At 61.5% G+C, this 12,612-nt stretch carries 14 protein-coding genes and 1 pseudogene; 8 read left to right on the top strand and 7 right to left on the bottom strand.

Annotation, left to right across the window (positions count from 1 at the left end):
* From WB785_RS14110 to WB785_RS14120, 3 genes and pseudogenes are all read left to right on the top strand, one after another.
* Positions 1-189 (top strand): annotated as a pseudogene (locus tag WB785_RS14110) (PE-PGRS family protein); the annotation flags it as partial.
* Between the two features lie 607 nt (positions 190-796).
* A complete protein-coding gene (locus tag WB785_RS14115) occupies positions 797-1,405 on the top strand; it encodes an LGFP repeat-containing protein (RefSeq protein ID WP_424079956.1) in 609 nt (202 codons plus the stop codon).
* A 467-nt stretch (positions 1,406-1,872) separates the two neighbouring features.
* Positions 1,873-2,313 (top strand): DUF3592 domain-containing protein, encoded by a 441-nt coding sequence (locus WB785_RS14120; RefSeq protein ID WP_424079957.1) that lies wholly within the window; start codon positions 1,873-1,875, stop codon positions 2,311-2,313.
* Positions 2,314-2,437: 124 nt separating this feature from the next.
* Here WB785_RS14120 and WB785_RS14125 read toward each other — a convergent pair whose 3' ends face one another.
* Positions 2,438-3,154 carry an alpha/beta fold hydrolase gene (locus WB785_RS14125; protein WP_424079958.1) on the bottom strand — a complete coding sequence of 239 codons (717 nt, stop codon included), beginning with the start codon at positions 3,152-3,154 and terminating at the stop codon, positions 2,438-2,440.
* A 182-nt stretch (positions 3,155-3,336) separates the two neighbouring features.
* Between WB785_RS14125 and WB785_RS14130 the strand changes: the two genes are divergently transcribed.
* The gene (locus WB785_RS14130; RefSeq protein ID WP_424079959.1) at positions 3,337-3,738 is read left to right on the top strand and encodes a DUF1801 domain-containing protein; all 402 of its coding nucleotides are present in this window, start codon (positions 3,337-3,339) and stop codon (positions 3,736-3,738) included.
* Between the two features lie 134 nt (positions 3,739-3,872).
* Here WB785_RS14130 and WB785_RS14135 read toward each other — a convergent pair whose 3' ends face one another.
* A complete protein-coding gene (locus WB785_RS14135) occupies positions 3,873-4,526 on the bottom strand; it encodes a winged helix-turn-helix transcriptional regulator (protein ID WP_424079960.1) in 654 nt (217 codons plus the stop codon).
* Between the two features lie 124 nt (positions 4,527-4,650).
* On the opposite strand from WB785_RS14135, the gene WB785_RS14140 reads away from it, so the two are divergent.
* The 3 genes from WB785_RS14140 to WB785_RS14150 are packed head-to-tail and all read left to right on the top strand — an operon-like array spanning position 4,651 to position 6,876.
* On the top strand, positions 4,651-5,235 hold the full coding sequence (locus tag WB785_RS14140; RefSeq protein ID WP_424079961.1) for a DUF302 domain-containing protein: 585 nt from the start codon (positions 4,651-4,653) through the stop codon (positions 5,233-5,235).
* Complete coding sequence (locus WB785_RS14145; RefSeq protein WP_424079962.1) at positions 5,228-6,118, top strand: alpha/beta fold hydrolase; 891 nt, start codon at positions 5,228-5,230, stop codon at positions 6,116-6,118. The genes WB785_RS14140 and WB785_RS14145 overlap by 8 nt, the downstream gene beginning before the upstream one ends.
* 29 nt (positions 6,119-6,147) lie before the next feature.
* Entirely contained in the window at positions 6,148-6,876 is a 729-nt protein-coding gene (locus WB785_RS14150) for a hypothetical protein (RefSeq protein ID WP_424079963.1), read from the top strand.
* A 216-nt stretch (positions 6,877-7,092) separates the two neighbouring features.
* Here WB785_RS14150 and WB785_RS14155 read toward each other — a convergent pair whose 3' ends face one another.
* Positions 7,093-7,545, bottom strand: a complete 453-nt coding sequence (locus WB785_RS14155; protein ID WP_424079964.1) for a VOC family protein — start codon at positions 7,543-7,545, stop codon at positions 7,093-7,095.
* An 82-nt stretch (positions 7,546-7,627) separates the two neighbouring features.
* Here WB785_RS14155 and WB785_RS14160 point away from each other — a divergent pair, with 82 nt between their 5' ends.
* Complete coding sequence (locus tag WB785_RS14160) at positions 7,628-8,902, top strand: cytochrome P450 (protein WP_424079965.1); 1,275 nt, start codon at positions 7,628-7,630, stop codon at positions 8,900-8,902.
* A 179-nt stretch (positions 8,903-9,081) separates the two neighbouring features.
* Here WB785_RS14160 and WB785_RS14165 read toward each other — a convergent pair whose 3' ends face one another.
* The 4 genes from WB785_RS14165 to WB785_RS14180 all read right to left on the bottom strand — a co-directional run bounded on the left by WB785_RS14165 (position 9,082) and on the right by WB785_RS14180 (position 12,611).
* Complete coding sequence (locus WB785_RS14165) at positions 9,082-9,615, bottom strand: DUF2165 domain-containing protein (protein ID WP_424079966.1); 534 nt, start codon at positions 9,613-9,615, stop codon at positions 9,082-9,084.
* 178 nt (positions 9,616-9,793) lie between these two features.
* Positions 9,794-10,054, bottom strand: a complete 261-nt coding sequence (locus WB785_RS14170) for a TM2 domain-containing protein (protein WP_424079967.1) — start codon at positions 10,052-10,054, stop codon at positions 9,794-9,796.
* Between the two features lie 892 nt (positions 10,055-10,946).
* Positions 10,947-11,183, bottom strand: coding sequence for a hypothetical protein (locus tag WB785_RS14175; protein WP_424079968.1), 237 nt, complete (start codon positions 11,181-11,183; stop codon positions 10,947-10,949).
* 357 nt (positions 11,184-11,540) lie between these two features.
* Positions 11,541-12,611, bottom strand: coding sequence for an ABC transporter ATP-binding protein (locus WB785_RS14180; RefSeq protein ID WP_424079969.1), 1,071 nt, complete (start codon positions 12,609-12,611; stop codon positions 11,541-11,543).
* Position 12,612 lies beyond the last annotated feature (1 nt).

Below are 12,612 nucleotides of genomic sequence, written 5' to 3' on the forward strand. Positions count from 1 at the left end.
GGCGGCAACGCCGCAACGGTAAGCACCGGCACCGTTACCACCGGTAGTTTCGGCGGGGACGGCGGAAACGGCGGAAACGGCGGCCATCCCGGGCTGATCGGTTCAGCCGGGGAAGGCGGCGCTGGCGGACCCGGCGGCACCGGTCCCGTCGCCAACGGCACCACCGGCGAACCCGGCCAGCCCGGCTAACCGCGGGCCGACAACGGTCGCCCAAATGTTTCGTTTCTCTTCAACTGCCAGTGTCACGCTCGTCGAGGTCGGCTGGCTTGCTCCTTGCAACGCTAAGCCGGTGCGCGCCCGCCGCTTTAGCTTTGAGACAGGATCTGAGCCGTCTCGTTTCTTCAGATCTGAGACGCCCCGCACGATCGCCCAGCCGACGGAGACGTGGCTTTTAGACCACTATGCTCAACCCCGACTGTTTTTCAACGACTTTCATGTGCGTTGGACCAATTTGCGGGGTCCGGCCAGAACTACTGCTCAATGACGCCGATCTACTCAAGGCGACGGCTGGCGAGACCCGGACCCAATCCGAACGACGTGCAGACGCGTTCACCGCAATGATCCTGCGCTTGGGCGCCTGAAGTCGATGGATTAACCGCGGCGACGATTGCGCCATATCTGACATCGATGGGATTTCACGCACTGGCTCGCCGTCTATGACCGCGTCGTAAGGTCGTTCGGAACTACGAAGATCGCGACCGCCGGCGCCACTCAAGTAGGTTCGGTTGTAGTCCCGGCCGGGCGAGGAGGTCAGCCGCAGCTTGACCCACACCACAGGAAGAGCGAGAGGAAGCCCATGAGAACGATCGCGCACCGCCACGTGGCAGTCGTCGGCCTGACCGCCGTCGCGCTGACCACTGTGGGCTGCAGCAATGGCAAGAGCATCGACGCGTCGCCACCGCCTCAGGTTGGGGTGAACGCCACCTCCACGTCTAAAGCCCCAACGCAGCCCACCGAGGTGAAGCTCATCGGGGAGAGCGACGTCGAGGTGACTCTGACCGGCCCGATCGCTACCAAGTACTCGTCGGCAACTGAGAATCAAAAGCAAGCTCTCGGCAAGCCACTGACGGGTGACCGCAACGCCGGGACGCGGGCGAGTGGCCTGGTATTCCAGCAGTTCCAGGGCGGCGTGATCACCGCCAAGAACGACGAGGCCGGCACGCCCGCATATATCACCATGGGCAAGATCCGGGAGGCCTGGAATATCCCACGCGGCCCGGACGGCGCGCCTGCGATCACCGGCAATAACGGTTCGGCAGGTCCGCTGGGCTTTCCCATCAGCGACCAGAGCGCCGTCGGCGATCTGTTCGTGTCGAACTTCGAGCACGGCAGGATCGAGTACAACCCGAAGACCGGCCGGGTCGAGGTGATGGTAAACGGCAAGGTCGTGCCATCCGGACTGTAGCCCGAATAAGGCTTTCATCAACGCCTTCGCTAACGGCTGACGCGCCAACGAAACTCGCTGCCGCACGATGAATTTGGAGATCACCGCCGGTCACGGCGCCCCGACTGGCAGGGCAGCGCAAGGTTGATTCATCTGATCAGAACGCCGGGTTAGACCGTCGTAGGTAACCTGACATAATGTCGCTTATCGGCACAATTCTCTACACGGGTTACTTCTCGATGGCCCGGATCATGTCGAACAAAGCTCGCGGCGGCCATCCTCACAACCTCGCGATGACCCGACTGCTTTGGCATGTTTGTCCATGTCGAATCAGCGCGTCGTGCGATCACTCGATGAACGGAACGGGTTTGGGCGGACGCTAACGTGCCGCGGCCCACCCCTTCTTTCCTACCCCGGCTTCACCATTGACAATACGTCACTGTGACGAATTGCTATGCGGCGGAGTGCATTAACCCTAGACTTGCGCCGTGGCAGTCAAGATCCTTGTCCTTGTTATTTCGTGTGGGGCCATCGCAGCCGGCTGGGCTTACGTCGTTACGGCGCGACGCATGGCTTCCTTCGCGACGACACGCGGCACGGTGTTAAACCGCGAAGTGGCTGCAGTGCCCAGCGCTAACCGTGAGGGTCGCTGGGGAAAGGGCGGCGGGTACACACCAAAAGTGACTTACACATACGTAGTCGACGGCATCGCACACACCTCGGACCGGTGGAGCTATGCCATTGAAGGACTCAAGCGCAGTCTGGCCGAACAGGGGCTCGCGGCGGTGCCCGACGAAGTCGAAGTCTATTACGATCCAAAAGCCCCGCAGGTTGCCTACCTCCATACCCATACCCCGCGTATCGGCTATGCGTTCGTCGCCAGTGGTGCTATCGGCCTGCTTGCGGCACTCGCGTCTTTGTTTGGGTGAAGCACTCCGAACACAACCGCTCCCCTGGCAGTCCTCTACCCCGCCGCAACCAGCGATACGTCACTGTGACGAATTAACCTGTGGCGCAGTGCTATTGAAGAGCCGCGTTAGATCGGTTTTCGGCTTACTTTCCTTCGGCGATGGCGAGCAACACGTCGGCCACGGCTGACGGTCGTGAGAGCAGCGGTGAATGACTGCCCGGGAGTTCGACAATCTCGGCGCCAATGTCGCGAGATTTCCGCCTCGACCAACTTGGGTTGATGATCCGGTCCTCCCGGCAAATCACTGAGGTGCAGCTCACCGGAGGATGTTCGGTCAGTGAGCAAGGCAACGTCCACGGGTATGCCGACTGCGGTCGAAGATGATGAATGGCGGCACCCACGGTGGCCTCGTCGCAATCGGCGTAAAAGACCGCACGGACGAAATCGAAGTCGACCCAAACAGTACGGAGTTGGTCATCGGGCTCAGTTAATCCCTGCAGCCATCCGTCCAAGAAAACCGCACTAACCATGTCGGGCTCCGCCTGCCATTGATCAACCAGGCCGAGCCCGGGCTCTGGGATCGCCGCACACAAGTACACCAAATGCCGCACTGGGCGCCGACCCGCGACCAACGCCCCTGTCGAACCTGCCAGCGAGTGAGCCACCACCACCACGTCGTCGTTGCACCCGCCAAGAGCAGTGCACACAAAGTCGGCGTAAGCATCGAAGTCCGCTGATCCGTCGTCACTCGGAAGATCAGGAGCGATTACGGTGTGGCCGGCCCGCTCTAAAAGGGGCGTCAAGCGTTCCCAGCACCAGGCGCCATGCCAGGCTCCGTGCACCAGTGCAAAAGTTGCCATGGGAAGGATGGTAGGTCGCACCGCCAGTTCAGTGGGCAGAAACGTCGGTTACACGGATTTGCTCGACGCTGGTCCGTCGGCGGCTTACCAGGCAGTCGCGAAACCCCCGACCGTGCTTCACTATTGCGCGCGCATACTCGAGAGGAGGCGGGTCGATACACCAGAAGAAAGCGATACAGACCATGACGAAGTCGAAGAGCGGCGCACCGGAAGAAAATGGTGGCGACTCGCCGTCGCGGCTGATAGACGCCCGCATCAAGGAGCTGGGCGACTGGCGGGGCGAGGTGCTCGCTCACATCAGAAAGCTGATCAAAGAGGCCGACCCGGATGTGGTCGAAGAGTGGAAGTGGCGAGGCGTCCCAGTGTGGTATGACGCCGGAATGGTCTGCACCGGTGAGACATACAAGAGCGTCGTGAAGATGACCTTCGCCAAAGGCGCATCGTTGGAAGACCCATCGGGACTGTTCAACTCCAGTCTTGACGGCAACACCAGACGTGCCATCGATATCCACGAGGGCGACAAGATCAATGAAAAGGCCTTGAAAGCTCTCATCCGCGCCGCAGTTGCGCTGAACAAGTCCTAGGCTGGGACACGCGCGGGCGCGACAGATTCGTCACAGTGACGCTTCTCCCATGCCCCGGCCTCAACGGCTACGAGATACATTGGCGCTTCAGCGGATTCTGTCCGTTGCCATCCGATCTGGGCTGATGTCATCTGTCATTTTCTGTCCCGCAGCGAAAACGCCGCGCGCATTGTGTCGACGGCTTCGTCATCGCCGTTGAATTTGATTCGCCGCAGCGCCGCCTTGCGCTTGGCTTCGGTAGAACCTAAGCGCGCGGTGACGAGATCGGCCGCGCAGGCGGTAAGCGTCACCGCGGGTTCACCGCGGGCGGCGGCGAGACGGCCCTGATCCAGTGAGAACTCGAAGCGGCGGCCATCGATCTCAAGACGGTAGGCCGCAGTCAAACCCGCCGTCTTGAGCGGGTCGAAGGGAACGATGAAACCCGCGAGAAATCCGGTCAACGGCGACACTGGGCCGCGGTCAACTACGTCAAGCCGGTTTAGGCCAAGCCTGGCGATGCTTTGCAGGATGGGCGGTATTCGCTGCCAGCCGGCGTCGCTGAGGGCATAGACGGTACGCGCGACCGGGGGCGGCAACTCGGCGCGGTCGACGAGCCCATTGTCCTGCAGGTCCTTGAGTCGCTCGGCGAGCAGGTTGGTCGCGATCCCCGGCAGCTCTACGCGCAAGTCGCTGTACCGGCGCGGTCCGCCTAGTAACTCGCGCAGGATTAGCAACGTCCACCGCTCACCGAGGATGTCGAGTCCCCTGGCGATCGGGCAGTTCTGGTTGTAGCTCTTGCGGCCGGCCACAAGAGCTACTCTACCAGCGAAACTCTTTTTTCAACTCAATACTTGAAAAAGTTATCTATCGAGTTTAAAGTCATACTCAGGTATCCATCTTGTTGAGGAAAGGAAATCCAATGGGAGGGAATCCATGACACCGTCTGTTACCAGCCCCGCCGGCACCCACATCGTCACTCACCAAGTCAATCGCCTGGTGATCGACGCCGATAGCGGCTTCGACGATCTGTGCCGACGCTACGAGAAACTTGTCCCCGATATCGGGTCAGATGAACTGAGAGCCCTGCTGGAAAAGGGCAACCTGGACGAAGTGGTGCGCTACACCGCCGAACACACACCGCACACGTTTGCCCGGTTTTGGTCCTTGGATCCGACACCGATGATGCGGCTACTGGGGCACACGACCCAAGCGATGACGTACATGATGGGTAATAACGTGGTCGTGGAGACGATGTACCGCCACAATCCGGCGGTCATGCTCTATGCCCCGCTGCGCACCGCGATCTATGAGGATTCAGCCGGCGCAACCCATTTCAGCATCGACCAACCCTCGACACGGTTCGCCAGCTTTGGAGATCCCCGCATCACCGAGGTGGGCCGCCTGCTCGATGCCAAGCTCGCCGAGCTGCTGTCGCTACTCACGCTGCCGGTGCCCGTCGAACTCGAGCAAACCCATCCAGATCGACCCCGCGACAACCAAGTCCAGCACCATGGATGAACCAACCAAACGACTCCTCGACTATGACGGTGGTCAAATCTATGTGCGTGACCACCCGGGCCGCACTCCGGCGATCGTGGCGATGCACGGATTTCCCGACGACTCCCGTATCTACGACCGGCTCATCGGTCCGCTCGACCCGCAGCGGGTGGTGACATTCGACTGGATCGGCTACGGGCGGTCAAGCCGGCGCGATTCGGGAGAATCGAGCGCCATCAGCCGTCAACAAGAGCTCCTGGCCGTCTGCGACGCCTTGGAACTCGAGCAGGCGGTACTGGTCGGACATGACGCATCGGGGCCGGAAGCCATCGAGTTCGCCTTGACCCACCCGGAACGCGTTGCCCGGCTGGTGTTGCTGAACACTTACTACGGGCGACAGCCGAACCTTCGGTTACCCGAAATGATCAGTCTGATGGCCGATCCCGCGTTGACGCCGTTGACCGACGCTCTAGTTGACGACCCCAACCAGCGGTTGTGGCTGCTGGCCTACACCGGCCGTCGCTTCGGCCTCGATGGGAGTCTTCCCCCCGACGGCATCGGCGTCGGCTCCATCGTGCCGCAATTTTTCGGCGACAACAGCCAATCAGATGCGCTCGCCGAAATCCGGTCATGGACCGGCGGTCTTCCCGCGGCCCTAGATCGGCAGGACGCTGTGGTCGCATCCGCCCGGCTCCAGACCGTCCAACTGCCGGTGTCGGTGATATTCGGCCGCGATGATCCGAACCTGACCCCTGATGTGGCACAACACATCTGCGCTCTATTCACGAACTCTGAAGTGCACCTGATCGATCGCGCATCCCACTGGCCCCAATGGGATCAACCTGACGAGGTCGCCGATCTCATCAAGCAATCCATTGCCACGCCTGCAACACCGCGCCTCTAATACGACGCCCCAATATTAAGGAGATACAGATGAGCAGCGACCTACTCGACAACGTGCTGGACGCCCACGGCGGGCTGACGAACTGGGACCACGTCAGTGCGGTCACCGCCGAGATCGCGGTCGGAGGGCCGTTTTGGGCCCCGCGCGGCTGGCCGGACCTCGCGCCCACACTGACGATCTCGATGGACGCCCGCCGCGAACACATCACGACGACGCCTTTTCCCGGGCCTGATCAGTGTGCCGTGTTCGACGTGGAGCCAGAACGGCTGGCCATTCACACCACCAGCGCGAAGGTCGTCGATGAGCGCACCGATCCGCGGCCGAGCTTTCCCCCGTTTGACCTACAGACCACCAAGTGGGATGCGATCCAGACCGCTTACTTCACCAGCTGCGCCAACTGGAACTACTTCACCCAGCCGTTCAGCTTCACCTACCCCGGCGTGCAGGTCGGCGAAATCCAGCCGTGGCGGGAAGGCGACGAAACCTGGCGGCGCCTCGCAGTGCACTTTCCGCCGAACATGCCCAACCACAACGCCGATCAGGTCTTCTACTACGACGACCACTTCTTGCTCCGTCGGATGGATTACGCCCCTGATGTGACCGGCAGTACTGTGGCGCACTACACCGACGACCACAAGACATTCGACAATTTCGTCTTCCCAACCCGCCGCCGCATCTACCGGCGCGCCGACGATGGCACGGCCGACCAACGCCTCGCGATCATCACCGTGGATGTTTCCTTGGTCCGCGTCCAATAGTTGCCTAGCGCTGACGCGTCAGCTCGCGCTACGCAGATGCCCCCCTTCGCTTTTCGCTGCAGGCGCGGGTTCGAGTTGACAGTCGATCACCCTCCCCAGAAGAGTTGCCGTTAACGATCGCATCACCGGGTCCCTCCGGTCGATTGTCAGATTTATTGGGGCAGAGCAGGTTAGCCACCCAGGGGGCCTCAAATCAAATGGGAATGGACAGATTCACTAAGGCCGCGGCGGCAAACCCGCTAGCCAGGTGTCCGGAAGTAGTTCCAGTAGCTGCCCATCTGGGTCGCGAATCATCGCTGACTGATCGGTGACGGTGCTCTCGACCACCGAACCCCCGTAGCTCTCCACCGTGGCCAACACGTCGGCCAGATCCGAAACCGATAGCGACAGATGGGTGAGCCCCAGTTGATCCATGGCACGTTCCGGGCCGGCTCGGAGGGCTCGGTGCGAGTAAGCGAGTAGCTCAAGCACGAAGCCGTCGCGGATAAGGTACGTCGCAACCACGCCGATCGGCTTGTTCAGTTGCAGCAGTTGGGCGGTGGCCTCGTCAGGCGGTTCGAGGTCCCACCAGAATTCAAATCCGAGCAGGCCCTCGTAGAAGCGACGCGACCGCGCGGTGTCGCTGACACACAGACCTACGTGATTGAAAACAGTTCGGTGGCTGACCATTACAGGCTCCAGGCGCGTAGGTGGCTAAACTTACAAAGATAGCGCGATAAGCTGCTAGCTTGGCGACGTTGGAAGGGTTTCTATGGGTGAAAACACCGTGCGTCCCGACGTCGACGCCGACGTTGTCGTGGATTTCGATCATCATTCCGACGAGTTCAACCTCAACGAACTTGCGATCAACGCCGAACTGCGCCAAAAGTGTCCGGTGGCGTGGAATGAGAACTACGGCGGATTCTGGTTCCTCACCAGCTACGACGCGGTAACCCAGGCCGCGCGGGACGGCGAAGTGTTCTCACACAAATACGAGCCGAATGCCGCCGACGGCGTCGACTACCAAGGGGAGATGGGCGTGCCACGCCCCGATGGCCAACCCGCCCTGGGTATCGGCGAAGTCGACGGTCCGTACCACCAAGCCTTGAGGCATGCCCTGGCTCCCTTCTTCTCACCCGGAGCCGTGCAAAAAATGGAGCCGTTCATGGCGCAATCGGCGCACTGGTTTCTCGATCAACGCATCGGCCACGGACAGATGGACCTCGTGCTCGACTATGCCAGCCCGGTTCCGGCGATCCTCACTATGAAATTGATGGGCCTGCCCTACGAGAACTGGCACATCTACGCCAACTTGTTCCACTCCGTGATGGCCGTGCCCCAGGACAGCCCCGAGTACACCAAAGCCATCGCTGAAGTCCCCGCCATGATGCAGGACGTTCTGGAGTTCGCAGCAGCCCGGCGAGCCGACGCCCGCGATGACCTGACCAGCTTCCTCATCCAGTTCGAATTCGACGGCGAACGCCTCGATGACGCACAGCTGCTGAACATTCTTTGGAACCTTATTGCCGGCGGCGTCGACACCACGACCTCACAGACCGCGCTGACGTTGTTACACCTGGGCACCCATCCCGAGTTGCGGCAACAGCTCGTTGATCGCCCTGAACTCCACCGAAGCGCGACCGATGAATTTCTGCGTTACTTCTCGGTCAACCAGCAGCTGAGCCGCACCGTGACACGCGATATCGTCGTTGGCGGACAACGCCTTCGGCGCAATGACCGGGTTGTCATCAGCTGGCTGGCCGCCAATCATGACGAAGAGGAATTCGAGCGGGCTGACGAAGTCCTGATGGATCGTGCGCCCAACCGCCATGTCGCGTTCGGGCTCGGACCGCATCGGTGCATCGGATCCCATCTGGCCCGGCTGATGTCTCAGGTGATGGTAAAAGCCGTACTCGAGCGCATTCCCGACTACAGGGTCGATCTCGGCGGAGTGCAGCAATACCTCGGCAACCCGAGTATGACCGGGCTGGGCAAGCTACCGGTCACGTTCACGCCGGGTCTATCACGTGGCACCGCCAAGCCCTAAGGACTATCAGATCGTAAAGCCGCCCAGGCGATGTCTATCTTGAAGGCTTCTAGGTGGTTTCGCGACGTCGCATCGATTTGTGGATGAGGCCTTCGGGCTGACCCCAGCTTCAATCGGGTTGGTGCACGGGGGATTCAGTCTTTGGTCGGGTGGAGGTGAAGCTTCGAGGGAGCCCTTTACTATCGTGCCTCGGCCGGCTGTTCGGGCAAGTGCACCAAAATGAGTCCCACCGCAGCGATGAGGAAGTTTTGCAGGGCGGCCGAGGTGGCATTGACCTCCGTGTTCGCCCACATTCGGAACCACTCGCCCGCAATCGTGAGAAAGCCGCCGAGGAACTGCAGCACCACCATGGTCCAACCCATACTCGCCAATCGCACAGCGGTATCGCGCACCGGACGGCCCGCTACCACTCGCCACCACGCCACCGCGGCGGCCAGAAGGACGAACGCAATCAGGAATTCCCAGATCACGATGAGGACATATAAGGTCCAAATGGCCGTTCCGCTGGTGATCGCATGCCAGTCGATCCCGGCATGGTGAATGGTGTCCCGCATCGACAGCACCGCTGCGAGGCCGTGGCGGTTCGTATCGGTATCCACACAATTGAGGGCCGCGACGATCAAATAATACAGGCCGGTGATGCTGGCCAGAACCGCGATCGCCGCGCGACGGCTGCCCGCCACTTCGAGAAAACCCTTGTGGCTCAGACCCATTTGTCCTCCCAGCTGGATGCGCCGTAACGGCGGCGATGCTACCCAATCGAAGGTGGGGCTGACAGGACTTGCACCCGCGACCACTTGACCACCCGAGGCGCACGGCCGGTGAGCAGCCGCCCCTGGGGGAGAGAAATAGCCGGCGGGTGAGGGGCTGTGGCCGCTTGACGACAGTCAGTCAATCGCGCAGCGGGCGGCCCTGCGCGTCCGGCACTTTGCCGACCAGAATCATGATGCCGTCGATCAATGGCCAGATTCCGCCGATCCCGAACGTAAGCCAGGTGGCGGCGATCTGTGCGATCCCGATGCCCGTATAGCCAAGATAGAACCGCCCGGCACCAAAACTACCAAGCAAGATCCCCAGCAAACCACCTGCGACCTTGCTCTTGTCCGACAGTGGCCGGCCATAGGCGTCCACTCCGTGGAACCCACCGGGCATTGGCTGTCCCTGGGGTGGATAAGACCCCGGCTGCGGCGCTGGATAAGGCCCGGGAGGAGGCGCTGTAGAAGACCCGGGAGGATAAGACCCCGGCTGGTGGGCGTGCGGATAAGACCCAGGCTGGGAGCCCGGGGGGTTATTGGAGGGATATTGTGGCTCAGACCCTGTTGTCATGCCCACATGATCCGGCATCGAGCGGACTTTTCGTCCGGTTACGGCAAAGTCGACGTGACGGCCCACAATCGCCGCGCGCGACCGGTGATCGCTCGCGATGGTCGGCGGGCCGCGACGTCCCCGCTACATGGATGAGCCAGGCAATAAGTTGCTGTTTTCGCAGCAGACTTGCACCGCGGACTTCGCCGAGGGTGGGTCATTCGAGCCGTCGGCGTGGTCGGCGCGGGACGAATCTTTCTAAGAATCCAACCGCACCCAGGCACGCCATATCGCGGTCAAGTTGAACGATATTGGGTGCCGGATCGTGCCGCTCTGCGACTGGGCGCAATCGATTTCACGTTTACCGACGGACTTCGTGACGGCAATCCCTGCCTTCCCCGCCTCGGTGGGCCTGCTGGTCGTTCGCGTGCCAACGACCCGACGCGACGCACTCCATTAGCCGCGAGATCGGCGCGGCGCATTGGCGGTTGCGTGGCGAGAGTGCGGGGACGATCCGGAATTCATAACGAGCCTCGGACGTGTGGCGCCGTTGCCGATCCGCCTTCACCGACCATTTAGAGCAAGGATCACCTCAGCCAGAGGTAACCAGAATGTCGACATCGCCGCAGAGCGGCATCCATGACGCTGGTTCAGGGATCAAATGGATCTTGCGCCACACACTACGGGTCTACGGTGATCTGCTCCGGGAAGCGCCGCGGCATCGATTTGCGGCTTATGGCTAAGGGTGCGTTGAGTTCCAAATGTGCCAAAAGCCGTCATCGCCCGCCTCGCAGTACCAGTAGGGGTAGTGCGAGTCGTGGTGGGTCAAGCTCACATTCGGTGCCTCGGCCTCGCAACCCTCCTCGGTGGCGTAATGCAAATTTGTGATCTCTACATCGTCAGCGTGGGCCACCGCGGTGGCGGTCGCGAACATACCGCCAAACGCCAGCACGAAGCTGGCAACGATCTTCATCATGAGAACTGTCTCCCTTCGACCCCCCCGTAGATGTCCTGAAGCTACGCCGTCTCGCCTAACCGCGAGGCTATTCAGCAAATATTTCCCGGGCGTCAGCGCGGACGAAGGTCGGTTTGGATGGGTGGCGTTGCGGTGCGCGCAACGGTTGCCCAGTTTGGCGCCGCCGAACGTGTCAAAGGGCCGAGAGCAAAGGGACCGCATGCGGCGCCTACAAGCCACGCATGAGAAGCACGAGTCCGGCGGTGCCCAGCACGCTGGCAAATCAGGCGAGCGCCACGATGCGGGTGATCACCGTCGCGGAGGCGAGCACGCTGCCGACCTGAAACGCGGCCGACGCCCGCGGGCCGGCCCGACTGGCTACTGCAACCGGCGACCATCGAGTGCGAAGAAATGCAAATGCCCAGGCTTGGGATGCAGGCGCACCCGGCTGCCTCGCGTCGGCGGGTTTTGCCCGTCGGCGCGCGCGACGATTGGTTGAGCGGCAATGTTGTCGGCCCCGCTGACTCGCCCGTACAGATATGCGTCCGCACCGAGTTCTTCGACGACCTCGATCTGCATCTCGATACCGCTGCCGCCAATTTCGAAGTGTTCGGGCCGGATGCCGATGATGATTTCTGCTGCGGCATCACTGAGCTCACGTGGCAGTTGGATTGGCCAGTCGCCCAACGAGACCGAGTGATCGACGACGGGCAGGGTGAAAAGGTTCATCGCCGGCGAGCCGATGAACTCCGCTACGAACATGTTGACCGGACTGCGGTACAGCTCCCTGGGCGCTGCGCACTGTTGCAGCACGCCGTCGCGAAGGACCGCGACCCGATCGCCCATCGTCATCGCTTCAATCTGGTCATGGGTGACGTAAACGGTGGTGGTGCCCAACCGCCGCTGCAATCCGGCGATCTGGTTGCGGGTTTGCACCCGCAGCTTCGCGTCCAGGTTGGACAACGGTTCGTCCATCAGAAACACCTGCGGTCGCCGCACAATCGCGCGCCCCATCGCCACGCGCTGGCGTTGTCCGCCGGACAGATCCTTGGGTTTGCGATCCAGGTACGGCTCCAGGTCCAGTAGCCGGGCTGCATCCAGAATCCGTTCGCGAGTCTCGGCTTTCGTTATTTTCGCGATTTTCAGTGCAAAGCCCATGTTCTGCGCCACCGTCATGTGCGGATACAAGGCATAGTTTTGGAAGACCATGGCCACGTCGCGGTCTTTGGGGTCGTCATCGGTGACGTCTCGAGCGCCGATCCGGATCCGGCCGGAATCCACCGTCTCCAATCCGGCGATCATCCGCAGCGACGTCGTTTTGCCGCATCCGGACGGTCCGACCAATACGACGAACTCGCCGTCACTTACGCACAGATCCAGATGGTCAACTGCGGGCCGCGTTGTACCGGGATAGCGCCGCGTGGCTTGCTCGAAAGTCACCGATGCCATT

Origin of the sequence: Mycobacterium sp. (assembly GCF_049585075.1) — a bacterium.
Classification (GTDB): domain Bacteria; phylum Actinomycetota; class Actinomycetes; order Mycobacteriales; family Mycobacteriaceae; genus Mycobacterium.

Bases quoted from the DNA above. Each gene is read 5' to 3' on its own strand.
- WB785_RS14115 (WP_424079956.1), top strand. From the start codon at position 797: ATGAGAACGATCGCGCACCGCCACGTGGCAGTCGTCGGCCTGACCGCC.
- WB785_RS14125 (WP_424079958.1), bottom strand. From the start codon at position 3,154: ATGGCAACTTTTGCACTGGTGCACGGAGCCTGGCATGGCGCCTGGTGC.
- WB785_RS14130 (WP_424079959.1), top strand. From the start codon at position 3,337: ATGACGAAGTCGAAGAGCGGCGCACCGGAAGAAAATGGTGGCGACTCG.
- WB785_RS14140 (WP_424079961.1), top strand. From the start codon at position 4,651: ATGACACCGTCTGTTACCAGCCCCGCCGGCACCCACATCGTCACTCAC.
- WB785_RS14145 (WP_424079962.1), top strand. From the start codon at position 5,228: ATGGATGAACCAACCAAACGACTCCTCGACTATGACGGTGGTCAAATC.
- WB785_RS14150 (WP_424079963.1), top strand. From the start codon at position 6,148: ATGAGCAGCGACCTACTCGACAACGTGCTGGACGCCCACGGCGGGCTG.
- WB785_RS14155 (WP_424079964.1), bottom strand. From the start codon at position 7,545: ATGGTCAGCCACCGAACTGTTTTCAATCACGTAGGTCTGTGTGTCAGC.
- WB785_RS14160 (WP_424079965.1), top strand. From the start codon at position 7,628: ATGGGTGAAAACACCGTGCGTCCCGACGTCGACGCCGACGTTGTCGTG.
- WB785_RS14165 (WP_424079966.1), bottom strand. From the start codon at position 9,615: ATGGGTCTGAGCCACAAGGGTTTTCTCGAAGTGGCGGGCAGCCGTCGC.
- WB785_RS14170 (WP_424079967.1), bottom strand. From the start codon at position 10,054: ATGCCCGGTGGGTTCCACGGAGTGGACGCCTATGGCCGGCCACTGTCG.
- WB785_RS14175 (WP_424079968.1), bottom strand. From the start codon at position 11,183: ATGATGAAGATCGTTGCCAGCTTCGTGCTGGCGTTTGGCGGTATGTTC.
- WB785_RS14180 (WP_424079969.1), bottom strand. From the start codon at position 12,611: ATGGCATCGGTGACTTTCGAGCAAGCCACGCGGCGCTATCCCGGTACA.